Source organism: Niabella sp., assembly GCF_030150205.1.
Taxonomy (GTDB): domain Bacteria; phylum Bacteroidota; class Bacteroidia; order Chitinophagales; family Chitinophagaceae; genus Niabella.
Map to the genome: position 1 here is coordinate 1 of NZ_JASLGT010000010.1, position 26,565 is coordinate 26,565.

The following is a 26,565-nucleotide window of genomic DNA, read 5'->3' on the forward strand; positions in this document are numbered from 1 at the left end:
AAAATATTCAACAGCCTTGACGATGTAGAAAACACATTAGTACGCGCGTTGGAGTCATATTACCAAAACCCCGGGGCAGTAAAACAACTATCAAAAGGATATGACTATTTTAGTAATAATGATAGCGGTTAATTATTAAACAGAAGTAATCGCTTTCTTTGAATCGTTTAGCGGGTAGTAATCATACCCGGTTCATATTCGATAACAGGATCGTATTGCTGTATAAAGTAATGGTGCTGGTATTGGATCACGCAGTGGGATAGGATGCAGGTTGGTCCATGCAGTTCCCTTGTCCGAAACGGTTTTGGGCCAAATACAGGTTTCGGAAGTATTGCGATTGGTTTTTATTTCTTACGTAAGTTTCGAACGGTTTACGAGAAGGAAAGGAACCAAAATGTTTTGAAATAAAAATCAGCAAAAAATCCGTTCTGCTATTTTTTGCTTAAGTTTTAATAGGTTATTCTATTTTTTTATAGAAGATTTTTTTATAGAGGCAGGTATTTTACTTTAATATTAAGGATTTATTAATTGTATTTTAACAAAAAAATTATTATAAAAAACTTTAAATAAGTTTTGCTGAATACATTTTAGTCTTATATATTTGAAATCTGTTAAATGAAATAAACATTTTTAAATTTTATTTAAAACTATTTGGAGGTTGTTTATGAGGATTAACAGGACGAATTGAGAATATTGACGAGTGCTTGCAGTGTATTTTTTCTCGCTCCCAGGAGCATTTATTTGGTGAATAAAACTTTTGTTTATAAATGCAGATGCATTTTGAAGCAACGGGGTGGGCTTTATATTGACTTTCGGATCCAGGAACTTCCTGCAAAGCTGCACCATGAGGATAAAAGAGTGAATATATAAAATAGATTTCTTTCTGAATTGATTAACTGTTTAGTATGCAATTGAAAAAGCTGTTTGTACACTGCGGAAAGCAATTGATTGTTTTTTTGCTGTTGGGAATAACGTTAAATGGAATGGCCCAGGTTGATTCGCTTTCCGATGCTGAGAAGCAGGATTCTATATTGAAGGTGGTTGCTGGTCAAAAGTTCAATCAGGAATTAAAACGTTCCAATCATCCAGGGCTAAGCGACTCTTCCTCTTTATTGACATTGATAAACCTGTCTGGAGTAAAAAAAGCGCCCTTTACCAGCGTACAGCAATACCTGAAGGGAAATGCAGCGGGACTCTATGTTAATGAACAAAGCGGAGAGCCGGGCGCTGAACAGTTTATGTATATCCGCGGATTGAATATGCCTGTATTTAATAAACAGGATCTCATTGCACAGCAACCGGCCATTTTTGTAAATGGGGTTCCGCTGGTGCAGGAAAATGCGTTAAGCTATAATATCCAGCGCTACGATTTCAACCGCATTGGTTCCGGTACCAACATCCTTTCTACAATCGACGTAAATAATATTGAAAAGATAGAAGTGCTCAAAACCCCTTCTGATCTGGCTGCCCTGGGACCCATTGCCTCTAATGGTGCTATTTGGATTACAACGAAGAATGCACAATCGGGATACCGTAAAATTAATGTGGATTCGTATTTCGGAATATTGAGCAGCCCTTCTGTATACACCGTTAACGGCCAATATGAGGCGGATTTCAGAAATCGCTATTATGATAAATATGCAACCCTGGATCAAATCCAGAATAAGCCGCTGTATGTAGCCAATACACTGGATCCTAATTTTTACGGGGCTGCTAACTGGAAGGATGTTTATTATAAGTCGAAACCGGTGCACTATTTGGGTGTAGGGTTACTGGGAGGAATGGACCGGGCTAACTTTATGTTCAATATCAGCAAGACCAAGGATCAAAACTTTGATGCTACTTCTCAAAATCGGTACAATGTTGTTTTTGGAATTAATATGTTGCCGGCTAAATGGCTGACTGTATCCGGTAACGTAAACGCAACGCGTATGGACCGCAATCGAAATCATAGTTTGCGCGATCGTTTTGCAGAAACACGATTTGTACCGGATCTGTCAAACCCGCTGGCACCCAACCAGAGCGCCTACAACAGTTTTTTGAAAAAATATACCGGGGCGGTGGATAAGAATATCAATAATTCCTTTTTCGGATCCTTTGGTGTGCGCGCCAAATTTGGTGAACTGGAACTGAACACAAAGGCAGCCGTGGACTATGAAGAGTCTTTACGGGATGTATTCTATCCGAAGGCGCTGATGGATAATAATAACTTCGGATCGGTATATACCGGGTTCAATCAACGGTTCTCGATCCTTAATAATATTAAGTACGCGCTGTCTTTTAATAATAATGCGCAAAAAATTCGCCTGGAGGCGGGACAGAGTTATATTTCTGATTTTATTAAATATGATTATGTGGTGGCCTATAATACGCCTAATGATTTTATCAAAATCAAAGAAACATACCTGACAGCTGATGGAAAATTTTACCTGAACCGGAATGATATTTTCGGGTATCCGTTTACCGATAAAACCAAGGCCAATCTTTCATCGGTGTATGGCCGTATCGGCTATTCGTTTAAAAACTTACTGGACCTGGATTTTGTAGGCCGTTATGACGGGTCATCTAATTTTTCGGAATACTCCCGCTGGTTGTTTACTCCGGTGGCCAGTGCCCGGTTTAACCTGCACGAACTGATAAAAGCAGATCCGGTCAGTATGCTGGTGTTGAAAGCCTCCTGGGGACAGTTTGGGAATCTGCTTTCGGACGATCGTTATAAGGTTGGACCACAATACCGGGTTGATTTAGGATATAGTGATGAACCAACGCTGGGAAGTTATGCCGGCCTGGCAGGTATTTCGCAGCCTTACACTTATGGATGGGTAAATGAATATTATAACTGGCCCTATTCGGTGCGCATGAACATCGGAACAGAGATCGGTTTGTTCAAAAACCGGTATGTAATTGGTATCGACTATTATAACAATAAAAATAAAAACCTGATTGCGCCAACGAATGTGGCAGCAGAAAATGGATTTTCGTTCAAATATGTTCAGGGAATGGAGGTGCAGAACAGTGGCCTGAACCTCACATTTAATGCAGGAGTGGTTACCGGTCAAAAAGATTTTGGCTGGAACCTTTATGGCAACTTTAGCTGGAATAGGAACAAATTGCTGAAACTTCCTTATGGGTTAACATCCCTGATATACGGCAATAAGAAATTGGAAATAGGAAAGCCGGTAGATGCTTTCTGGGTATATGAAAACAAAGGCATTTTCAATACAGCGGCCGATATACCCAGTGGAAGACTCAATACGGACGGAACGCGCGATCCCCTCACATTTAGCGGGATGATTAACTTTTCGCCGGGTGACGCCAACTGGGCAGATAATAACCATGATGGAACCATCGACGAAAAGGATAAAGTATTAAAAGGAAATGCGCTCCCTGTTTATACAGGCGGCCTGGGATCCAATCTGCGCTATAAACGCTTTAGCCTGGATTTTCAGTTTTATGTGGCGCTGGGCCAGAAGCTGTTAAACCGTTCCATGGCTAATAAGCTGGATTTTGTGAATACGGAAAACTCAAAGGATATTAGTTATGTAAAAGAAATTACGTTTTGGCAGAAGACATTTGATTATAACGATTATCCCTTATATAATCCCTGGAGCAGTACCATTCCATACAGGGTAGACCAGGATTTGTTCCTGAAAAATGCAGGTTACGTGAAACTGAGAACATTATCATTGGGGTATGATCTTTCAAATGTTCCTTATCTGGCGAAGTCGAAATTTAATAAAGCATTGCTGTATGTAACCGCCTCCAATCTCTTTACGATTTCATCATTTTCAGGAGGCGATCCCGAACAGGTGGACTATATGGGGTACTACGATGGAAGAAGCCTGCCCATTCCCAAATCCTTCATAATAGGAATAAAACTGGACTTTTAATTACAAAAGATTTTTGAGTTATGAATAGTAAGAATCTTAAACAAACGATCCTTTTGTTATTCGGATTGATATTGTTGGTGACTTTCGGTTGCAATAAGAAGCTGGACACCACCGTGTCCTCAACCGAAGCGTCTACAAATATGTGGCAGTCCTACGACGATGCGCGAAACGGTCTGGTTGCAATTTATGGCCTTTCCCGGGCAGCCCTGGCCGATAACAATGGCCACTGGTTATATGGCGATTTGCGTAAGGGCGATTTTGTGGCTACTTCCAGTGGGAACTACCTGGACGCGATTATTAAGAATGAGCTGAATAAAGGCTTTCCGCAGATCAAGAAACTGACCAACTGGCGCCGGTTTTATGCAGCCATCGACGCTTGTAATACATTTATCGAAAATGCGCAGCGATGCAAGGCGGATCTGCGTTATTCTGATTTAAACTGTACGGTAGATATTGCGCAGGCCCACATGTTACGTTCCTTCCTGTATTTTTATATGGTGCGGATCTGGGGCGATGTGCCATTGATCACAAAAGCTACCAAGAATGGGGAAACCATACAGGTTGCGCGTGCGCCGCAGGAACAGGTAATGGATTATTGCATTCGGGAGCTGCGGCAGTATAAAGACAGCTTACCTACCGAATACGGTGGCGATGATAAATCCAAACTCAATTACGACGGCAACTATTATGGTCAGGCCTGGAGCAGCTGGGGAAATGCGTTCTGGGGCTATTATCAATGCCTGGGATTACTGGCGCAGATGTATGCATGGACCGGCGACTATGCGGCTGTGCTTACTGCAACAACAGAGATCTTTAACAATGCAACGGCTGCCCGCACGGGGTTGATCAGCTATTCCAATTCGAGAGGATATCTTGCCGGCCGCAACAGTATCTTTTATAGTAACGGCGTCAAAGGGAATCTTTGTTACCAGATGATCTCATTCCCCTATAATATGACGAACAGGGAATCGGGGCCCAGCGGGGTAGGACATATAGAATCATTAACACTGGCTAGTCCTTATATGGTACGTGCCAAGCCGGATATCTACGTGCCAAGGGATACCATTGCCCGGTGGTTTCATTATTTTGGAGATGTAAGACATCCCTATCAGTCAGAATTCGGAAACTATGAGGAAATTTATTTCTCCAATTATTTTGGCAGTATCCCCGTATTTACAAAGTTTAAAAATATCGAGACGGGCTCCAGCAATTTCCCCATCTTCGGCTCCTGCATCCCCATTTTCCGCTGGGAAGACAACTTGCTGCTGATGGCGGAAGCCAACTATGCATTGGGTGATATGCGGGCTGCATTTGACCGCCTGAACGATGTACGCGAGCCGCGCAACTCACCCGGATTTTTTTATGGAAGAATCAGTGCCGTTCGTCCGGGATTTACACTTCAGCCAACAGAGGCCAGTATGGAAGGCGGGATCCTGTATAATATTTTCCGTGAGCGCCGGGTGGAGCTTGCCGGTGAGGGCAGCTGGTGGTACGACCAGATTCGTTACAACCGCCTTGCGCGCAATAATGCTGAATTTAATAAACTGCTGGATGAGGGAGGTATTTACTGGCCTATTGACCAGGATATCATCGATAAAAACCCTCTGATTGAACAAAACTCTTATTGGAAACGATAATTCAACGCAAAATGAAAAAGCAAATTATCCTCAGCTCATTGATGCTGTCAATGCTGTTCCTGCTGCTTTCCGGTTGTCATAAAGGCGGAAGCCCTTATTATAAAGCTGCAATAAGCGAGACTGTAAAGTATGATGGAACCGTACTGCAGTATCTTGAAAGCCAGAAAGGACTCTATGATTCTATGGTGCTGATCATTAAACGCTATCCTCATTTTAAACAAATGCTGTCGTCACCGGGCTCAATGACGATTTTTGCAATACCGAACACTGCTTTTCAAACGGCAATCAAAAGCTTTAATCTGGAGCGGGCCAAGCAGGACAGTGTGCCGCTGTATTTTTCACCCAATGATATGAGCCGGCCGGATTCAGGCATGGTTGACTACCTGGGCCTGGAAAAGCTGATTGCCCGCTATATTTTCAATAAAAGATATACATATGAGGACCTGGCGGAATCTTCCACCGGTTTTCCTACCGAATCCGTACTGGGCTATCAAATGAATCTGAAAGCCATTCAGCAAAACGCCGTGGGAGCGGTGAAGGACGGCCCTAAAGTAATTGAGTTAAGCGACATGAATAATTCCAGGTTTAACCGTTTTTGGAAATCGGCGCTTACCAGTACGATCGGGGCTGTACAAGCCGATAATGCGCTGGTGCATGTGCTTTCCCAGAATCATGAATTTGGTTTTGCCAGCTTTGCAGATAAGTTATTAGCCCCGGCCTGGGACCGCACGGGGTGGACGCCCATTGCCTGGCATTCGCAATACCTGGGTACCTGGGGCGGCACGGTGGCACATGCACTGGATAATGACCTGTCCACCCGTTGGCATAGCGTGTCGGGCATTCCGCTACCACTATTTTTTACGGTTGATATGAAAAAGAACCTGTTGATCGGAGGGGTTACCATCCAGGTGCGAACCGATGGCGCTCATGACGGTTCTCCTGTAGATTTTACGGTGCAGTTTGCAAAGGAGGGGGCAGATCTGAAAGACTCTTCGGTATGGACTTCCTTCCGTTTTGACTATAAAGCGGATGGCTCAACGATTAAGCTGCCCCATAAGTTTCCATTTGACAATAATGTTAAAGTGGAGGCCCGGTATTTCCGTTTTATAGTGAACCAGGTTTTTTCCGGTCGCTTATATACAGACCGGCCTTATTCGAACCTGGATGAAATCTGGATGCTTTATTAATTTATTTAGATATTTTATGAAGAGACTTTTTTTTGTGGCGGTATGTTTAGGAGCGCTGGTATCAGGGATCTCCTGTAAAAAAGGCCTGCCCAAGCAGTTGGATACAATCGACCGGTCGGCAACTTTTTTAACGACTAGTTTCTCGCCGATACTGGGACGGAATTATATTTCCCGTGGCCCCTTCAACTATGGTCAGTCTACGCTGCCGATGGAATTTGAAATTGTGAATATGCGTCGCTTCAACGGTGAGCCGGCGCCGGAACTGACGAATGATATTTATCCTGTAACCGTTTGGAAAACAACCGGTGCCGGCTCTTATACAGGAAATGAAACTTCGCTGGCAGAAATAGAGGCCAAAAGAACAATTGAAAACCACCGCATTTTTGAGATGCGGAAAGGCTCAGGCGACGTGGTGGTTTGGGGTGATGTAAATACTTCGAAGTTATTGACAAGACCGGATTCGGGATATGTGTTCGATGTAAAAGTGTCGAACAGCGGTGCTACCCGCTACTATTACAATCTCCGGTTTATGCCTTATAAACAAATTCCGTATGACCCGAACAATTATAACCAGCAAACGGGCATGGCATCCAGTCCTGCATTAAACGCTGGTACCAGCGGAATTACACTTGCAAACTTCATTCGTAATAAAGATGGCCGCACGATGACAACAGGAGAGGTGGATGTGTATTTTAATAAGTTAGTGGGTGGACAGGGAAATACATTAACGTTTAAATTTCTCGACTCTGCTTATACACCCATCAATCCTAAATTATTCAATCAAACCCAGTGGGACCGGCTGGTACATGGTTTTAATATGAAGCTAACCGATACGGAGGTGAAATATACGGTAGCTTATCCAATTCCGCTGGCACCGATCACCACCCCTTACACGAATGGGAACGGCAGCCGGGCTGCAGTAAAGTTTGAGTACTACCGTCTGGGACCTGGTGGCTTTGGTGTAACGGCAGGCCTCGGCTTTAGCTTCGCAATTTACCAAAAGGGAGATTGGGAAATTGCCTTCCACTTTAAAAATACATCACCCAAGTTCGCGAATGATTAATCTGCTTATAGAAATAGAAAATATAAACGAAAAGCTATGAGGATATTGAAGGGCTTAATGCTTACACTTTTTTGTTTTTCAGTGCACCTGGTGTACGCGCAACAGGTTGAAATACTCGGAAAAGTTGTTGACGATAAAACGCAGCAGCCGATAGAAGGTGTTTCTGTTGTGGTGGGTAGCCGGGGTGTGCATACCGATTCATCAGGACAGTTTGTGATTCGTATGACCCGTACAGAAACCCTTACTTTTTCCTATGTGGAGTATAAAAAGCAAACGTATAAGCTGAACGGGAATGAGAATGACATTACGATTTACCTGGTTTCGGACGATGCCAAAAGCGCGATGAATGATGTAGTGGTAATGGGATTTGCGAAAAAAAGCAAGGTGCTTTCAACCGGGTCATCAGTGGTCATTACTTCAGATGATATTAAGGATGTACCGGCCGCCAACCTGGCAGACCTGCTGCAGGGGAAGGTGCCCGGGGTGAATATTCAAACTAATAGCGGTATGCCTGGTGCCCGTAGCTCGATCTTTCAGCGTGGCTTAAGTTCTGTAGATGTTTCCGGTTCCGGTAATGAGGCCTACCTGGCTTCAACCCAACCCCTGATCATCATTGACGGGGTGCCGATTGATCCCAATACCGATTACGAATATGGTTTTGCCACCGCTGGTGCAGGGGTAAGCCCGCTTACCCTGATTCCTGCAGAGGATATTGAGGACGTACAGATTCTGAAAGACGCGGCCGCAATCTCTGTGTATGGCTCAAGAGGTGCCTATGGGGTATGGATCATTAATACAAAGAAAGGCCGGTCCGGTAAACCCGAGATCAACTATATCACCAACTATTTTGTCAGTACGGTTCCACGCCTGCGGGATATTTATGGAGGACGTATCGAACGCCAAACCAAGATCGATCAGCTGATTCGCTATAACCAATGGCTTTCGGAGCACGGAGGCTGGGCATTGGTCAACAACAACCCCTATCTTTCAGACAGTTTAAATCCTTATTATAATAACTCTACCAACTGGCAGTCTTATTTCTACAGGAACACAAACAACCAAAACCATAACCTGGGCATTAAAGGGGGCGATCCCAGTTTTAATTATAAAATCAACCTGGGTTATTATAACGAAAAAGGGATCATTCAAAATACCGGAATGTCGCGGTACACGCTGGCGATGAATACCATTTATGAGCCCAAATCCAAAAAAATGAAACTGACGGCCAGTATCAATGCCAACAATTCTATCCGGAATAATGGTAGTGGAGTAGGTCTGTTACAAACGGGTGTGGCTACCAGTGGTATGGCATCTACCACACTGCCTCCTCCCGGTATTTATACAGAGAACAGCGATGCCCTGGCAGCATTTCAGATAGAGGAGGACAACAAAACGGCTACGATTATGTCGAACCTGCAGTTTGACCTGGTAATCCTTAAAAATCTGCGGTTCCAGGCCCTGGGTAGCCATTCTTATTCACATTCCAATAGTAACACCTTTTACCCATCCTGGTTAAACAGTGGCAGTTCCTACTATCTTTTTACGGGTAGTAACCCCCTGGCTCAGTACAATACGTTTTCAAGAATTACCAACGGCTACTATAACCGGAACGTATTAACATATAGTAAAACGTTTAATAACGAGAAGCATTATATCAGCGGGTATGCGTTTTCCGATTTATCGGTGGATATGGTGCGTAGCAATGCCCTTTTATTATATGGTGCTCCTAATGACTATATCTCAGGTCCTATTGGCTATAACCTTTCCAACTCCCGTTTTGGAACCAATGGTGTACCCAGGAACAGCCGGATATTTGGCTACGGAGGTAATGTAAGCTATGCATATGAGCAGCGCTATGTACTGGAACTGAGTTACCGGATCGATGGAACCTCTACCAACGGGCCACTGTCCGGCTACAGCCATAATCCAACAGCAGCTTTTAAATGGAACCTCTATAAGGAACGATTTATGCAGGATGTGAAGTGGGTAGATTATGCTTCGGTGCGGGGCAGCTGGGGCAAAAATATTGTTCCGCAGGGAGATGTATACGCTATTTACGGGAAATATTATCCCGGCAGTACTTATATGGGACAGCCCTCGGTTGGCCTCAGCTTTGAAACCGCTCCAAATCCTTATTTCCTCCCGAATACCTCTAATTCCTGGAATGGAGGTTTTGAGGCCGGATTCCTGAAAGGCAAATTCGCGATCGAATATGATATCTATTATCGCACGGTTGAAAATATGAGCAGGAAAGTAGATATTGTTACAGAGTCGGGCTACATAAATAAGCCCACTAATGAGATCAGTATGGTAAACTATGGGCATGAATTATCATTACGTTTCAAGCCTATTCAAACAAAAAACTTTACCTGGAACATGAATATCAATGGGGCATTCAATAAAAACATATTGACCCATTTGCCGAATAATGCCCGGCAAATGGTTGTAAATCCCGGAGACGAATTAGGACTGCCGGTGCTCTACCGGCTGGGAAGTAATGCGCTGACCAATTATGTATTTAATACCAGAGGGGTATATGCAACCGATGCGGATGTGCCTGTAAACCCACTAACCGGTCAGCGTCAGCAAATCAACGGCCGCCCGCTCAGAGGCGGGGATCCTATTTTTGCCGATCTGAACGGAGATTATGTGATTGACAACAATGACCGCGTTGCGGTAGGAGATCCGCAACCCAAGATCACGGGAGGATTTATTAATAACCTGATCTACAAAAACTGGACGCTGTCATTGCAATGGTCCTATACCCTGTTCCGGGATGTATTGAATACACCGTTGGCCAAAAGGTTCCAGTATTTCTATTATCCCACTGTCCAAAGCTCACTTCCATTGATTGATGATTATAATTACTGGAAAGCTCCGGGAGATATTGCAACCTATCCGAATCCTTATTCATATGAACAGAATGCTACGATTAATTCTTTCAGGTATAACCAAACCCTGTTTATGGAAGACGGATCCTATTTTAAATTGAACACATTTACCCTGGGCTATAGTTTAAGAAAGGATTGGGTCAGCAGGATCCGGCTGAAGGGTGCACGGGTCTATTTTACCGGTTACAATCTTTGGGTGATTTCCAATTATTCGGGACCCAACCCGGAGAATGTTTCCGACCTGGGAAGGGATCAACCCAATGGATACCCCAATCCAAAAAAGTTTTCGATAGGCTTAAATGTGACATTTTAAAATTTAACGTATGTTCAGCAGAAAATATTTATTCATGATAGGGGTGGTTGCGGTACTATTTTCAGCAACCGGGTGTAAAAAATTTCTCAATGTAGATCCGGTGGATTCCATGTCCGGTAACAATTTCTGGAAAAGTAAAGATGATGTAGAGAAGTTTACAACAAGCGCTTATGTGCTGTTGCGGAATTATACCTGTATGGACGGATACACATTATTGGCCATGGCTGATTATCGCGCCACGGCCTGGATACCTTCCACCCCGGGCAAGGATTTGCTTTATGTTGGTGATTTGAACAATAACCGGATCAAAACGGTGGTGAATTCAACTGCAAGTACTTCCGGCTCATATGGCTCTTTTTACAAGACCCCAACGAATTTTGGCTTTAAAAACATGACCAACTGGGGATATCTGTACCGGGTTGTAACAACGGCCAATACAATTATTGCCAATATCGATAGCAAAGATATCCTGGATATTACAGATGCGGAGCGGAAACAATACAAGGCTGAGGCCATTTTTATCCGTAGTCTGACTTATTTCCTGATGGTGCGGCATTGGGGTGATGTACCTTACGTAACAGACCCTTCGGATGATCAGCCACACGAACGGATGAATCAGCTGGAGGTATTTAGAAATTGTCTGTCAGCTTTAGCAGGATCCAAGGATGATCTGCCCTGGACCTTCGGAGATCCTACCATGCGCGGCGTTCGGGCCATGCGGGGCGGAGCACTGGCGCTGATGATGGAAATGAATATGTGGATGGCCGGCTTTGACGAGAATAATGCAAAGACCTATTATGAGGAAACGGTAAGGCTGGGCACCGAATTGATTACGCAAAACGGGGGCGCCTATGAATTGCTGCCATTGGAGAATTTTAAGGAAATCTTCAAAGGAACATCCAAGGAGAGTCTTTTTGAAATAGGGCAGGATTATAACTTTGGGGAAACCTTCGGGCTGCTGGCATCTGTAGCCAATATTGTATTAAGAACTCCGTATAAGAAGAACGTTACGGCTACCTACCTGTATTATGCAACACCCTACCTGAAGCAATTATACGACCAGGAGAATAACGGGCCTGCAGATAAACGCATTGATAACTGGTTTGAGGAACCCAATATGTATACGAGCGACGGTCAGTTTGTGTTCAAGAAATTCCTCAACACCTTCGCCACCCAGCAGGAAACCGAAAATCCCAATGATGCCAAAATCCTGTTTCGCTATGTGGATGCCTATTTGTTAAGAGCCGAAGCGCTGGAGAAACTGGGACGTTATGCTGAGGCTGTTCAGGATGTGAACATGGTGCGGCAGCGCGCGGGTGCCGAATTGTACACAGGACTCGAAACAAACCAGTTTGGCCAGTTGCTGGGAGATGCCATCTGGTGGGAGCGTGAGCGCGAGTTAATGGGCGAAAGTTCCACATTTTATGACCTGGTGCGAACCCGGCGGATCCTGAGCGGTCAATACACGCCATTCCCCATTACCTATGATGAGTTTTTAAACGGAGCCTGGACGTATCCCATTCACCAGGACGTATTACTGGCGAATCCAAAAGTTAAACCCAATCCGTTCTGGATGTAATTATAAACGCATGAAAAGAAAATTCAGATACACAGTTATGGGTAGTTTGTTAGCAATTGTTTTGCTGACTACTGCCTGCCAGAAAGAGTATTATTTTAACTCAGGCTTAAGTAAGGCAAACTTTGACGGGTCGATGATGGAGTACCTGGAATCCAAGCCGATCATCTTCGATACCCTGGTGCAGGTGATCAAACTGGCAGGAATGGAGTCCTATTTCAGGGACAGCAATTTCACTTTTTTTGCTCCTGCTGATTCCAGTATCCACCTGACCGTTAATTATTTTAATGACCGTTTAAAAGATCTGGGTCAGGACACCATTTCCTCATTGGCTTCTGTAAATCCGGAATTCTGGAAGGCCGCCCTGTTGAACTACATGTACCGGAGCCAGAAGGGACTGGAAGATTATCCGCAGCTGGATATTAATAATAAACAGGCATTTCCCGGTGAGTTTTCCCGGTCCATGGGCGGAAGGGTCATGAATATCGGCGGGGTGTTTACCAGTGCGCGGGGGATCAAGTACCAGGGTTACCGGTATTTAAATATTTCTTACGTGCCCAGTGAAGCGGCCCCTTTTAATTCCTGGATACTGGCCCGGGTGGCCACTTGTAATATAAAGCCAAAAAACGGAATGGTTCATGTGCTTGCATATGCTACAGAATTGGGTACCGGATTTGACGGGGTGTATTATGCACCGCACTATTTTGGGTTCAATATTATAGATGCCTGGACCTTGGCCAGATATTATGGATTTAATAAACAAACGAACTGAAACAGAGAGTCATGAATCGAATGCGCATTAAAATACGGTTAATAATCGGCCTGTCTGTAATGATGGTGGCCGGAGCCTACTGTTCGAAAAAAAACGACGAGAGTTTTTCGGGGGCTTATAAGCCTGCCGTCAAGACCAACATAAAATTTACCGGTAAAGCTCCGGTTCCGGGCTATGGATCCGCGGGTACATTGGTGAAATTTAAAGTGGCAGGTTTGGATTCTCTGGTGAATTTGCCGGCCGGCCAGGTACAGTTTTTAATCAACGGTATTGAGGCGAAGATTGATAAAATATCGCCTGCTGATAGTACCATCATGGTTGTAATACCAGACAATGCTTCATCCGGATCGGCTACGATCGTGGTAAATGACCGGATGTATTTTGGTCCGCAGTTTAAAGTGAATGGTGGTGTCTGGATCGATTCAACCTTTAATAAACTGGCGAATGATCAGCAGGGAAATATCGTATTAGGTACCGGCCCCAATTCAACCGTCTACCGGATTTACCTGGAAGAAATCGGAGCTGTTCAGAACATTTATATCATGGGCTCTTTTGGACGCTACAACAACGAAACCACTTATATGGCCACATCGGCAACGGGCTCCATACCATCGGCAACCAGCTATCTGTTAAAGTTAAACCCAACCACGGGAGCTGTAAGTACGGAGTTTGCTAAAGGTGCCGGACCAAACGGGGCTATAACCGGAATACTTCCCCTTACCGGATTTTCGGGGTACCTGGCATATGGAAATTTCGGTACCTATGCCGGGCGGAAGGGCCCCTATAATATGACGCGGATCTATCCAACTGGTCAGATGGATTCCGTGATACAAAACGTTTATAATCCCAATCCCTTGGAGCCGGAACACAATATAGATACCCTGGCTGCGTTTATCGGGGGCTATAATACGCCGGTGCTGCGTGCCTTCCTTGATAAGAACAGACGCATCATCAGTATCGGGAATTTTGGATTCCATACCAAAAACCAGTATAATCAATCCACCTATACTGCGGTAGTGCGGCAAAATACCTATATGCGCAATATTTCCGCGATGGATCAGGATGGCAACCTGGATACCACCTATAATTACGACAACACCCGTGGATTGGTACTGAAAGGCGCGAACGCTGATATCAACGATGCCGTTCAGATCCGGGACGGAAGTTCTCCATACGGTAAGATCATTGTAGTAGGTAGTTTTACAAGATTTAATGATATTCCGGTACAGCGGATTTTTATGGTCGATCAAAATGGTCAACCGGATCCCACCTTTCAGGCAGCTGCCAATGGAGTGATTGCCCGGATTACTTATAATGCAACGACCCGGAAACTGATGGTTATCGGTACGTTTACAACATTTAATGGTATAGAAACACCCGCAGGCATTGCGATGTTAAATGAGAATGGCACAATGGATCCAACTTTTGTAATGGGCGATATGCAACGCACCGGCAGTACCGGAGGAAACTGGGTTACCTATGCCGGGCAGCTGAACGATGGAAAGATCGTGATTGGAGGAAACTTTGGCAGGTATAAGGCTCCCGGGTCAACAACGTATGTAACCCGTCAAAACTTTATGATCCTGAATGCAGATGGCACACTGGCGGCTGGTCTTAATAATTCCGGAGCAATGAGCGGTACCATCAACGATATGCTGGAAACAAAATCCGGCACAAAGCGGGCCTTGCTCCTGGTGGGGACGTTTAACCTGTTTGATAACGAGACAGTATCAAATATGATCAGAATTGGTTTGGAACCTAAATAAATCAAAGAATTATGAAGAAGCGATTTCATTTAATGCTGATTGCGGGATTTTTCCTTTTGGGTTTTTCTGCCTGCAACAAGTATGGATATAATTTTGCCGATGCCTACGAACATGGGGAGAATGCGCCAAACATGGAGGGAGGCCAGGTCGATTCTCTTGGAAAGGATCTTTCCAAATTATTGGCGGCCAAAAATTTCCCGGGCCTGGTGGGAGCGGGTGAACCGCGTTTGACGAATGTGGAAGTGACCACCGATTTTTCCGGCCGTTATGTTCCCGGCTCAGACATTCGTATTGTAACAACCCCCCAACCACTCTATAGTACAGGATTGTATGCGCCAACCGGAGAACCGATCACAATAGAAGTTCCCGCCGGAGTTACCGGAGTTGTGGCCCAGATCGGCGGCTGGACGGATAACCTGAACGGCGTTGCTGCTATAAAAAGAGATCCGCTGATCTACAACCAACTGTCGTTACAGGCTGGTAAAAATGTGATTCGCAATCTTTATGGAGGTTCAATTTACCTGAGAACCAATGGTACGGTAAAAGAATTGGGCACCATTACGGTGAAAATTTCAGGAGCGGTTCGTTCGCCGGATTTTATTCTGGGACAATCAACAGATGAAGCATGGAATGCGCAGGTACGGGCATCTACGGTTCCCTGGTTCCAGTTAAGAGGTAAGCGCATTATTTTCGAATTGCCAAAACTGTTTTTGGATAAACATCCGATTGCCAATCCTACCGAATTGATGCAGGAGTGGGATCGCATCATTGACGAGGATATTTACAAATTCAAGGGACTGGAAGATGTAACCAACGATTCGCTGAATAAAGCACCCAACCACCCCATTTGGGTAATTATGGATGCACAGCCGCGGTTAACCTACGCACACAATTCGTTTCCCGTGGTAATGCAAATGGATGAAAATTTATTTACCAATGAAATTGCAGACCACCGGTCGCTGACCACAAAAGGTGCCTGGAGAACCCTGTTTGAAATTGGAAGGAATCATAATACCGGTTTTTGGCTATTTAATGGCTTGAGTGGTACGGCTGCCAATCTGTATTCGGCCAAAATGGCCCATCGCCTGAATATTAATTATGGCAATTTAAATCCGCTGATGAAACTGGCTGTTGACACGGGCATCTGGTATTCCAATCAGGCTAAAACCTTTACAAGCCAGTTTAATAAGGACCTGACCGCCCGTACAAATGCCGATCTGATTAAGTTGTTGCCGTTTGTACAATTGTTCGAAGTCTATGGCTATGAATTGATGAAGTATATTGAGTACGATGCAAGGCAGTATACATTAGGATCGCTTAACGATCTGCAAAAGATGGATTATTTTTTCAATAAGGCCTGCGAGTACACAAAAACAGATCTTTCTGCATTCTTCCGGGCATGGGCCATTCCGGTTTCTGCCGTGGTAACTGATTCGATCGAAAAAAAGTATCCGTTTATGACCAGGACGGTGTTTTTATATAATCCTATCACAAAAACCGGGATAAAAGATTCTTTGATGCCCAGACCGCTTGAATTTGACCGGGCCTCCTGGTCTGTTGCTAATTTCTGCTGTCAGGAAGCGACTACCGGAAAATTCTATGCCAATTACCTGTTTGACGGAGATACCACTACCTATTGGAAGTCGAGCGTGAACCATACGCCGCACGTAATTACGTTTGATATGGGAGGCATTGCCGATGTGGGTGGTTTCTTCTACGCAAATGCTTCCTCTGCTTTCCGTCCTAAAACGATCAAAGTTTATGTAAGCTGGGATAATATCAACTGGACCCAGGCCTATTCCGGAGCAGGGATAGACAATGGAGGAACAGCGATCAATAAACTGGACTTTGACGGTAATAAACGTTATGTAGGCGTGCGCTATATCCGTTTTGAAATGGCTACGGCATTTCCGAATGCGGCTACTGTTTACACCGCACAAACGGCAGAATTCGGAGCCCGCAGAGGTGTAGCAACCCAAACGCCTGTTTATCCGCCAACCGCCGGGGGCGAAGGACAATAATCGTAATAATTCAAATTGAAAAATGAGAAGGAAATTATATCAGATAGCAACCATTTTTTTAGGGAGTGGTTTCCTGCTGGCAGGTTGTAAGAAATTTGCCGACCCGGGCATAATCATAGAGCAATATACACCGGATACAACGGTGAAGGCGGTATCGAACCAACGCAAGCTATTGCTGATCAATATCGACGGCCTTTCAGCTACTGTCCTGCAAGCGGTTAAACCGGCCACATTGCAGGGGATGCTGCAGCATGCAAAATATTCGTTCAATACAACGGTGAATGTTCCTGTAAACAACACCGCATCCTTTGGCTCTATGTTTACCGGTAATCTTGAAACCCGGTTATGGGATAGCACATTTTATGCGGTTCCGGTAGATTCCACCAGTACCATCCCTGTTCCCCTGAACCTTACCGCTTTTCGCTATATACACGATGTGTTACCTGCGAAGAAGTTTGCAGCAGTTGCTGACTGGCCCAACCTGGTAACAACGCTGTTGGCAGATGCAGATAAGAAGGTGGTTACCTCCGGGGATGTGGAAACCAAAACGAACGTTGAAACGATTTTAAAGTCGGAAAATATGGACGTGGTATTTGCCCGGTTCTCATCCGTTCAGAAAGCGGGGAAGCAATTCGGATATGCAGCGGGAGCTGATTATGAGGCGGCGATCCGGACTGTGGACGGATATATCGGGGATATTATGACAACGTTAAAAAGCCGTCCTACATTTAAAGACGAAAAATGGCTGACCGTTGTAACGACCACACAGGTGAGCGATTCTGTAATGAAATCAAAAGATTCGAAGGCTAAAATTCCGGGTTTCATGATTGCTCATTATCCCGGATTTACCGGACAGGATATCACAAAGTTAAATCCTGCGATCCTGGCTAAAAACGAAGACGTTGCTCCGATGATGCTGTACTGGCTGTCGGTGCTCAAACCCAGTACAATAGTTACTGGTGCCAATTGGATCGATCGCTTCGAGTTGGAATTTTTTACAAAGTAACGAATAACCGAGTAAGAGATAATATGAAACGAATTATGAATAGTAAGAATTGGATAAAAAGCAGTTTGGCGGTTTTGTTGATCTGCTGCATGGGTTCCTGTGCAAAAGAGAATTTTCCCGAAGCAACCCCTGCTTTAAAATCATACGGAAAGCTCTACCTGGTTCAGGCTAGTTTAAGCGGAAACATTAATTTCCGGCTCTATGTAGACTCCTATAAAAAGGATACTGCGTTTAACCTGATAAACGTTACATTGGGCGGACAGGATGTAGCGAGTCATGATGTGCCGGTTCAATTTCAGATACTGGATCAAACATATGTAGATGCTTACAATAACCAGAAGGGCATGTCGGCGAAATTATTACCCACAGCCAATTATGTGCTGAACAAGGATGTAACGATCAAAAAAGGAACGAATAGTACCGGTACGCTTCCGATCAGTCTCAATCTTAACGGGCTGTCCAATGGAGAGGTGTATGTATTGCCGGTAAAATTTCAGACCTCAGATCCGACCTATGAAATCGACGATCAAAAACAAATTGCGTATTATGTATTTACCTGTAAACTGCAACCCGTAGGTAAGTACATGGGAAACATTCCCCAGATAAATGATCCCCGGGTACAGATCTTTACTTTTTATGACGACCTGATGCTTCAGGATACGCTGGGTAATTTATGGGTATACCCGTTAAAGGACCGCGAAACAATCGGAGAGCCCGTCAAAGTAGCATCCGGTTTCCAAAATGTAACTTCTTTATTTTTCAACCAGGGCTACAACCGGTTGGTGGGCGTTATTACCCAGGGATCTTACCAGAACGCTGTAGTGAGCTGGACGGTTACCAACAGGCCGAATGTAAAGATCGGGGATACGGTTCTTGCCTATAAATCGGCGGATTATGCAGCAACTTTTGTTAACAGTTTCTTCCAGGGTATTAATGGAGGATGGTATGGCGTTTACAAGTCGGGGGTAACGGATGGAACGTTTTATTATTTCGCCTTTAATTCCAGTGCCACCGCTGCCACAAGAAGCAATATCAATAGCGGATGGACAAGAGACGTGTACCGGGATCCCTGCATTATTAACAATAACGTTATTGTTAATCATCCCACGGGGCTGTTATTATATGCATTGGCAGCCAATGGCGCTACATTTCCCGGAAACCGCTGGCAGGTAGGCAATGGGTTCTCTAAGTATAAAAAGATTTTCGCCTATAAAATGACAGATCTGATCGGGGTAAAGCCAAATGGAGACATGATTCGTTATGCAAATTTTGATATTAACGGCTTTTATATTGCCAATGAATAGCAGTAACTGAATCCGGAACAGAATCGTACGAAATTTTAAATGGCAATGGATCAACAGGCATTGCCGGAATATGAAATGATATTAAAGACATTAAATACAAGAGCGATGAAAACCTTTAGGAACCGAATATTACTGCTTTTAATAGCAGGATTTGTCCTTTCTTGTAATAAGGATTTTAAAGAAACAAATACCGGTCTGGAGGAAGATAAAGCCGCACCGTCGATTACCGGTTTGAGTAAGCAAAATGGAAGTATCGGGGATACCATCCGGATCTCGGGAAGTTTTCCGGAAGGAGGGGAGGTTTACTTTGGTACCCAGAAACTGAATCTGGTATCAATTACCGGTAATGAAATTGTGGTGGTGGTTCCTTATGGTACGGGCAGTGCTTTTATTGTGGTAAATGCGGGGTCTAAACGATCGAATAAGATGACGTTTACCTACGATGTTCCAGGTATTAAGCCCGGGCTGAAAATTGGAGCCAACTATTATGATATTGATACGACAACGCTCATGGATGTAGGACCAGGCACCCGGTATATGGTGCTGAATTTTGTAGATAAATACACGACCAATCACCTCAAATTACACCTCACTTTTATTGATGCTACCAACACCCGTCTCTCATTTAAATCCGTTCTGGCGAGGGATACAGTGCTCAATACGGAAACGGTGCCGGCCATGGCGGTACGCAAAACAGTTGCGGGCATCAATTATTTTGCAGGTATAAACGGCGATTTATTTAATAATACCGCAGGTAATGCCAATTTGGGAAGGGTGAATAACACCTGTATCGTAGATGGATTGATCACAAACATGAACTATGCGATGCCTTCTTATGCGCCGGTTTATTTTAATGGCCGAACCATATACTTTGATCCGTTTGAATTTATCTCTTATGTTCAGGTTCCCGACGGAGAAAAAGTAGGAATTAAAAACGTGAATAATAGCCGTGCCCAGGACGACCTGATTTTGTTTAACCCGGCAAGAGGAAAAAGTACACAAACCAACAATTTTGGAACAGAAATGGCGGTTACGCCGGTAAGCGGCGGATGGGGCGATTATACCAATGTGAAAGTAAGAATCAATACTAAGGTAGTATATGGTCAGCCCGGAAATACAGCCATACCAGCCAACGGAGCGGTAGTTTCGGGCCATGATTTCCTGGCCATCCCGTTGAATCGATATGGTATCGGTGATGTGTTAACCATTGCAAACTATGCCAGGAATACAGCCACGGGTACTATTGTACAGCAAATGGTTTCAGGCGATTTGCGTATTCTGGACAACGGGCAGATCATCAACCCGGTAACTGCCCGGGCTGCAAGATCAGTGATCGGTGCTTCCGCAGATAAATCAATGATCGTGTTCTGTGCGGCAGAAGGTGTGATCGCAGGCGAATCGGTTGGCATTTCAACGAATGACCTGGCAGAAATTTTGAAACTGTACGGGGTTGCAGATGCGGTGCATATGAACGGAGGAGCGTTGAGTACGATGTATGTAAAAGGTGCTGGTTTTAGTAATTCCGGGTTGGTAAACCGTCCGGGAAACACCACAACCGCTCCCAACGCAGGTAATGCCCTGTTCGTAGTATCCGACGCTCCCACAGACAACGTGGTGGTAAAATTGGTGGCAGATATGTACGCTCCAAGGGTAAAGGCAGGCGCTGCCATTACGCCTAAGTTCTATGGGCTCAATCAATATGGACATATCGTTTCTTCCGCCATCAGTGGCGTTACATTAACCGAAGCCAATGGCCTCGGCACGATTTCAGGAACGACCTTTACTGCCGGAGCAACAGCAGGCCGTACCGAGTTAGTAGGTACCTATAATGGAATGATAGCGAAGATTGCCGTAAATATTGTACCATAAGCTGTTTTTAAAATATATGGAACTGCCACTGGTTTTCAGTGGCAGTTTTTTTATGATAACAGGTTAGACGCTATAAATTCAGGTATAAAATTCGGCGATTTTGAAGTTTTGTACTTTTGTTTGATATGCCGAAGAATGCCTTGATTTTGTTGCAAGGCCTGCCTTAAAAAAATGAAAACCCTTGGCAAAAAAGAAATAACCACTTATTTATAGCCTGGATGATACGCCCCTATAGGCCACATTTTTTATATTTCGTCGTCCGGTTTCCAGTGCTGTCCCGTTTCAGTGGCTTTGGTTACCAGTAAACAACCCCTTATTCCATTTCCGGTTTCTGCCCTATCTTTGGCCATTATGCCGGATTTTTTTAAGAAAACCTATTGGTTGCTGGGTGGAGTATTGCTGATCTTCACCTTTGCCCATTTTAATAAACAGCCCGAACTGAGAGCCTTCCATATCAACGGTTTTGCCCAGGGTACCACCTATCATATTACCTATTATGCGGAAGACAGCAGCCTGACCCGGGCTCAAACAGACAGCATCTTTATTGCCATAGACAGTTCCTTATCTATTTACAAACCCTATTCGCTGATCACCCGGTTTAATAAGGCGCAGCGGGGCCTGGTACCGGATATACACCTGAAAAAAGTGGTTACAAAGGCGCAGGAGGTTTCCAGGGCTTCCGGAGGTATTTTTGATATTACTGTTATGCCGCTGGTAAAGCTATGGGGATTTGGTCCGGATGGACGATCCAAAACAGTACCTGCACCGCAGCAGGTAAAGGCAGTGCTGGCCTATGTGGGCTATCAGAAATTGTATTTTAAAGGGGATAGCCTGTTAAAAAAAGACCCGCGGGTTACGATTGATGTTAACGGAATCGCGCAGGGCTACACCGTGGATGTGATCGCCGATTTCCTGGAGTGCAGGAATGTTCAGCATTACCTGGTAGAAGTGGGAGGCGAAATAAGAGTAAAAGGCCGCAAACAACCTTCAGGAGAACGGATGAAAATAGGCGTGGAAAGTCCTTCGGAGAGCGAAGATGCAGCAGAACCGGTATTGATCAAAACTATTTTTTTAGATAACGGCGCCGTAACCACTTCAGGAAAATACCGGAATTTTTATCAGAATGGCAACAAGAAAATTTCACACCTGATCGATCCCCGGACGGGTTATACGCTTCAAAATGAAATGATCAGCGCAACCATTGTGGCAAAAGATGGAATAACAGCCGATGCCTATGATAATGTATTTGTGGGATTCCACCTGGATGAAGCCTTTGCCTTTCTAAAAAAACATCCCGGAATAGAGGGCTATTTCATTTACACAAAAGAAAACGGAACCGTGGCAGATACAGCTTCCGCAGGCTTTGAAGCGCTTAAAAACCGCAATTGAATCTTAACTGATTCCGGGCCGAATTGGTTATATTAGCAGTTGAAGCCAAATCTTATAATAATTGATTGTTATGAACAAACTATCCCTGACAATTTTTGCAATCGCCTTTTCCCTGATCGGAGCTGCGCAGCAGCCCGCACCATCCATTGCATTGATACCGGAGCCGGTTTCGCTGACCACACAGCCGGGTGTTTTTATATTACCACAGAATGTAACCATCAGTGTTCCTGAAAAAGCGGACCTGGGGCATACCTACGCGCTTTTAAAAGATAGAATCGCCAACACGGGCGCTACCGTGCAGGAACGGAAAGGGAATACTGCGGGAACGATTAATCTCCTGCTCAATAAAAGTACAGACAGCCGCTTAGGTGAAGAGGGGTATACACTTTCCGTAACGCCGGAGCGGGTAACAATAAAGGCCAATAAGCCGGCCGGACTGTTCTATGGAGTGCAAACATTTTTACAACTGCTGCCGCCCCAGATCGAAAGCGTGGAACGGGTAGACGGAATGCGGTTTCAGGCACCCGCGGTTGAAATTGTAGACTACCCGAAAGTGGGATGGAGGGGGTTGATGTTAGACGTATCCCGGCATTTCTTCACCGTAGACGAAGTGAAAAAGTATATTGATAACATGTCGCGGTTTAAATACAATATGTTCCATTTTCACCTGACCGATGATGAGGGCTGGCGGCTGCAGATCAAAAGCCTGCCAAAACTTACGGAAGTGGGCGCATGGCGTGTAAACAAAGTGGGATTGTTCAATACATTTACCCCGCCTGCACCGGATGAGCCTAAATCATATGGCGGGTATTATACGCATGAAGATATCAAAGCGCTGGTGGAGTATGCAAAGGCCCGTTTTATCAACATCATTCCGGAAATTGATGTTCCCGGGCATAGTCTTGCGGCCATTGCTTCTTACCCCGAATTGTCCTGTACCGAGGGCGCTGATAAATACCAGGTGCGCTCCGGCGAGCCGATTATGGACTGGTCACACGGGGCACCTCCGATCGCGATGGTTGATAATACCCTTTGCCCGGCCAACGAAAAAGTATATGGATTTATGGATAAGGTAATGACGGAAGTAGCACAGCTGTTCCCCTTTCCCTACATCCACGTAGGCGGTGATGAAGCGCCACATAACTTCTGGGAAAAAAATCCGCAGGTGCAGGCGTTGATGAAAAAGGAAAAATTAAAAACCATACCGGAAGTACAGGCCTACTTTGAAAAACGCCTGGAAAAGATTGTAAATTCAAAAGGGAAAAAGCTAATGGGATGGGATGAGATCCTGGAAGGCGGTATTTCACCAACAGCGGCATTGATGAGCTGGCGGGGTGAGCGATATGGTATTGAGGCTTCAAAATCTAAACACTATGTGGTGATGAGCCCTACCCAATTTGCTTATATTGATTATATGCAGGGCGATGTAAGTACAGAAGTGCCCATTTATGCTTCTTTACGCCTATCGCAGACCTACAAATTTAATCCCATACCGGAGGGCGCCAATGCAAAATATATTTTGGGCGGGCAGGCCAACCTGTGGACAGAGAACGTATATACCATGCGGCAGGCCGAGTACATGACCTGGCCGCGGGGATTGGCTATCGCCGAATCGGTTTGGTCGCCAATGGAAAAAAAGGACTGGAATAAATTTGCAGCCAAAACCGAACATTTCTTTGACCGTTTCAATGCAGCAGAGATCAAATATTCACCAGCGATCTATGACCCGATGGTGGCGGTTGCCAAAAAGGGAGATGCTTATTTTGTAACACTGACACCGGAGATGGAAGGACTGGATATCTATACCAGTTTTGATAATTCAGCGCCCGACCGTTTCTATCCGAAGTATAAAGAGCCGTTACAGATCCCCAAAGATGCCGATGAGCTGCGTATTATTACCTATAAAGGAAAAAAAGAGATCGGTCGCCAGATGACCATCAAAGTAGCAGATTTGAAAAAGCGGGCGAAATAGTCATTCATTTTTAATAGCGCGTTTCCGCTGAAGTATCTGTGAAAAAAAGCTTTAAAATGAGGAAACTCCTGTTGACGGGCTTTGCCGGTTTGCTATTGTGGAGCAGCTGCGCCACCAGCAAACCTGTTTCGGCCGATTATAAAAAAGACGTACTGCTGCACACAAATTACGGCGATATGGTATTGCGGTTAAATGACGAAACACCATTGCACCGCGATAACTTTATTAAACTGGTGAAAAGCCGGTATTATAAAGACCTGCTTTTTCACCGGGTGATCCAGCATTTCATGATCCAGTCGGGCGATCCGGATAGTCGTAAAGCACCGGGTGGCAAGCCTCTTGGAGAAGGAGGACCCGGGTATACGATACCCGCAGAATTCAGAGCCGGCTTGTTTCATCAGAAGGGAGCGCTGGCCGCTGCGCGGGAAGGGGATGATGTAAATCCGCAAAAAGCCAGCAGCGGCAGTCAGTTTTATATTGTTCAGGGCAAGATATGGACAAACAGCGGATTGGATACACTTGAAAAAACACGGCTCAAAGGCCGAACAATCCCGGCGGCCTGCAGAGAAGTATATACCACCATCGGCGGCACACCGCACCTGGACCAAAACTATACGGTATTTGGTCAATTGATAAAGGGATTCGATGTGCTCGATAAGATAGCCGCAGTGCCCACCAGTAAGGGCAAAGACCGCGATCGCCCGATCCGTGACGTCCGGATCCTCAAGGCAAAGATGGTAAAACGGTAGTTGCGGCGAACCTCTGTTGTTGCGAACCTACGTGTTGCGGCGAACCTACGTGTTCGCCACCTCCCACATCCCCATTTCAATAACCTTTTTACCCCCGCCATTTTTTAGGATTATCAATAATATATTTTGATATCCGTTCGTATGATGCCGTATTCCGGATGATATGTTCATAATAATTCCGTTGCCATAATTTGCCGTTAAAAGGCGCCCAGCCCAGGTTTTTAACCCCGCGTATATATTCATTGGTAGACATTGTTTTAAACCATTGTACCGCCCGCCCTAGGGGTGAACCTACGTGTTCACCCCGACCTACGTGTTCATCCCAACCTACGTGTTCACCCCGACCTACGTGTTCACCCCGTCCCGCATGTTCCCCTGGATCAGGATCCCCGCCGGATAATGGTCCCGGTTTTCCCGTAACCGTTTCAATAATACAATGAAAATGGTCCGGCATGATCACCATCGCATGACATTTTTTGCCGGGAAATTTATAGGCTATTTCGTAATACCATTTTTCGGTCATTTTTCCGGCATCGTTCAGGATCATTTTTCCATCGATGATCTTCCCAAACAGGCGCGCCCTGTCCTGGCAGCAGATGGTAATAAAATAAAACCCGGCCTGTGTGTAATCATATCCTTTCAGGCGTATGGACCGGCGGTGATGGTGTGCTGGATTGTACATAGGATAGCATTGGTTGCCTGTTGCAAAACAGGCCGGTTTTGTAGCATTTGCGCATACGCACTGGTATGCGCTATTCGGTGGTTACACCATCAAAATCTTCTTCGTTTTCTTCCGCTTCCTTCCTGGTATGCCGTACGATACCGTCTTTATGATGGGGCGGCGCATAAAGGGTATACATTTTCAACGGTTCGCTGCCGGTATTGATCACATTATGACGGGCACCCAGGGGAACAATAATCGCAGATCCGTCACTAACGGCATATTCGTGACCATCGATCACACATTTGCCGGAACCTCCCTCAAACCGGAAGAACTGATCATTTTCCGTGTGCACCTCAGCGCCGATCTCTTCTCCGGGTTGCAGCGTCATGAGAACCAGTTGCAGCTGCCTGGCCGTATACAGCACTTTTCTAAAGGCATCATTGGCCAGGGTATCTTTTTCAATATTTGTGTGAAAACCTTTCATCGTATTTGTTTT

The 26,565-nt window shown here is 45.0% G+C and carries 17 protein-coding genes; 15 read left to right on the top strand and 2 right to left on the bottom strand.

The genetic code is table 11. The features are described 5' to 3' along the window. Positions 1-905 precede the first annotated feature (905 nt). The 15 genes from Q1V85_RS09905 (at position 906) to Q1V85_RS09975 (ending at position 25,405) form a co-directional block, all read left to right on the top strand. Positions 906-3,890, top strand: a complete 2,985-nt coding sequence (locus Q1V85_RS09905; protein ID WP_300599406.1) for a SusC/RagA family TonB-linked outer membrane protein — start codon at positions 906-908, stop codon at positions 3,888-3,890. Positions 3,891-3,910: 20 nt separating this feature from the next. After that, positions 3,911-5,527: a RagB/SusD family nutrient uptake outer membrane protein gene (locus Q1V85_RS09910; RefSeq protein ID WP_300599408.1), complete on the top strand. Its 1,617-nt coding sequence runs from the start codon at positions 3,911-3,913 to the stop codon at positions 5,525-5,527. Positions 5,528-5,538: 11 nt separating this feature from the next. Then, positions 5,539-6,714, top strand: coding sequence for a discoidin domain-containing protein (locus Q1V85_RS09915; RefSeq protein ID WP_300599411.1), 1,176 nt, complete (start codon positions 5,539-5,541; stop codon positions 6,712-6,714). Positions 6,715-6,730: 16 nt separating this feature from the next. Then, a complete protein-coding gene (locus Q1V85_RS09920) occupies positions 6,731-7,777 on the top strand; it encodes a DUF5007 domain-containing protein (RefSeq protein WP_300599413.1) in 1,047 nt (348 codons plus the stop codon). 36 nt (positions 7,778-7,813) lie between these two features. Then, entirely contained in the window at positions 7,814-10,981 is a 3,168-nt protein-coding gene (locus tag Q1V85_RS09925) for a SusC/RagA family TonB-linked outer membrane protein (RefSeq protein WP_300599415.1), read from the top strand. Positions 10,982-10,991: 10 nt separating this feature from the next. Continuing rightward, complete coding sequence (locus tag Q1V85_RS09930; RefSeq protein WP_300599417.1) at positions 10,992-12,560, top strand: RagB/SusD family nutrient uptake outer membrane protein; 1,569 nt, start codon at positions 10,992-10,994, stop codon at positions 12,558-12,560. 37 nt (positions 12,561-12,597) lie between these two features. Next, positions 12,598-13,329, top strand: coding sequence for a fasciclin domain-containing protein (locus tag Q1V85_RS09935; RefSeq protein WP_300599419.1), 732 nt, complete (start codon positions 12,598-12,600; stop codon positions 13,327-13,329). Positions 13,330-13,340: 11 nt separating this feature from the next. Then, on the top strand, positions 13,341-15,095 hold the full coding sequence (locus tag Q1V85_RS09940; RefSeq protein ID WP_300599421.1) for a DUF5008 domain-containing protein: 1,755 nt from the start codon (positions 13,341-13,343) through the stop codon (positions 15,093-15,095). An 11-nt stretch (positions 15,096-15,106) separates the two neighbouring features. Further along, a complete protein-coding gene (locus tag Q1V85_RS09945) occupies positions 15,107-17,116 on the top strand; it encodes a M60 family metallopeptidase (RefSeq protein ID WP_300599423.1) in 2,010 nt (669 codons plus the stop codon). Between the two features lie 22 nt (positions 17,117-17,138). Continuing rightward, positions 17,139-18,122, top strand: a complete 984-nt coding sequence (locus tag Q1V85_RS09950) for an alkaline phosphatase family protein (protein WP_300599425.1) — start codon at positions 17,139-17,141, stop codon at positions 18,120-18,122. A 35-nt stretch (positions 18,123-18,157) separates the two neighbouring features. Beyond that, positions 18,158-19,426 (top strand): DUF1735 domain-containing protein, encoded by a 1,269-nt coding sequence (locus Q1V85_RS09955; protein ID WP_300599427.1) that lies wholly within the window; start codon positions 18,158-18,160, stop codon positions 19,424-19,426. Positions 19,427-19,531: 105 nt separating this feature from the next. Next, positions 19,532-21,295 (top strand): phosphodiester glycosidase family protein, encoded by a 1,764-nt coding sequence (locus Q1V85_RS09960; protein WP_300599428.1) that lies wholly within the window; start codon positions 19,532-19,534, stop codon positions 21,293-21,295. A 351-nt stretch (positions 21,296-21,646) separates the two neighbouring features. Continuing rightward, positions 21,647-22,684: an FAD:protein FMN transferase gene (locus Q1V85_RS09965; RefSeq protein ID WP_300599431.1), complete on the top strand. Its 1,038-nt coding sequence runs from the start codon at positions 21,647-21,649 to the stop codon at positions 22,682-22,684. Between the two features lie 70 nt (positions 22,685-22,754). Then, positions 22,755-24,656, top strand: a complete 1,902-nt coding sequence (locus tag Q1V85_RS09970) for a family 20 glycosylhydrolase (RefSeq protein WP_300599433.1) — start codon at positions 22,755-22,757, stop codon at positions 24,654-24,656. A 56-nt stretch (positions 24,657-24,712) separates the two neighbouring features. Then, positions 24,713-25,405, top strand: a complete 693-nt coding sequence (locus Q1V85_RS09975; protein WP_300599435.1) for a peptidylprolyl isomerase — start codon at positions 24,713-24,715, stop codon at positions 25,403-25,405. Between the two features lie 88 nt (positions 25,406-25,493). Here Q1V85_RS09975 and Q1V85_RS09980 read toward each other — a convergent pair whose 3' ends face one another. Together Q1V85_RS09980 and Q1V85_RS09985 are read right to left on the bottom strand one after the other, a co-directional pair. Next, on the bottom strand, positions 25,494-26,087 hold the full coding sequence (locus tag Q1V85_RS09980; protein WP_300599438.1) for a transposase: 594 nt from the start codon (positions 26,085-26,087) through the stop codon (positions 25,494-25,496). Positions 26,088-26,157: 70 nt separating this feature from the next. Next, the gene (locus Q1V85_RS09985) at positions 26,158-26,553 is read right to left on the bottom strand and encodes a cupin domain-containing protein (protein ID WP_300599441.1); all 396 of its coding nucleotides are present in this window, start codon (positions 26,551-26,553) and stop codon (positions 26,158-26,160) included. Between the last annotated feature and the right edge of the window lie 12 nt (positions 26,554-26,565).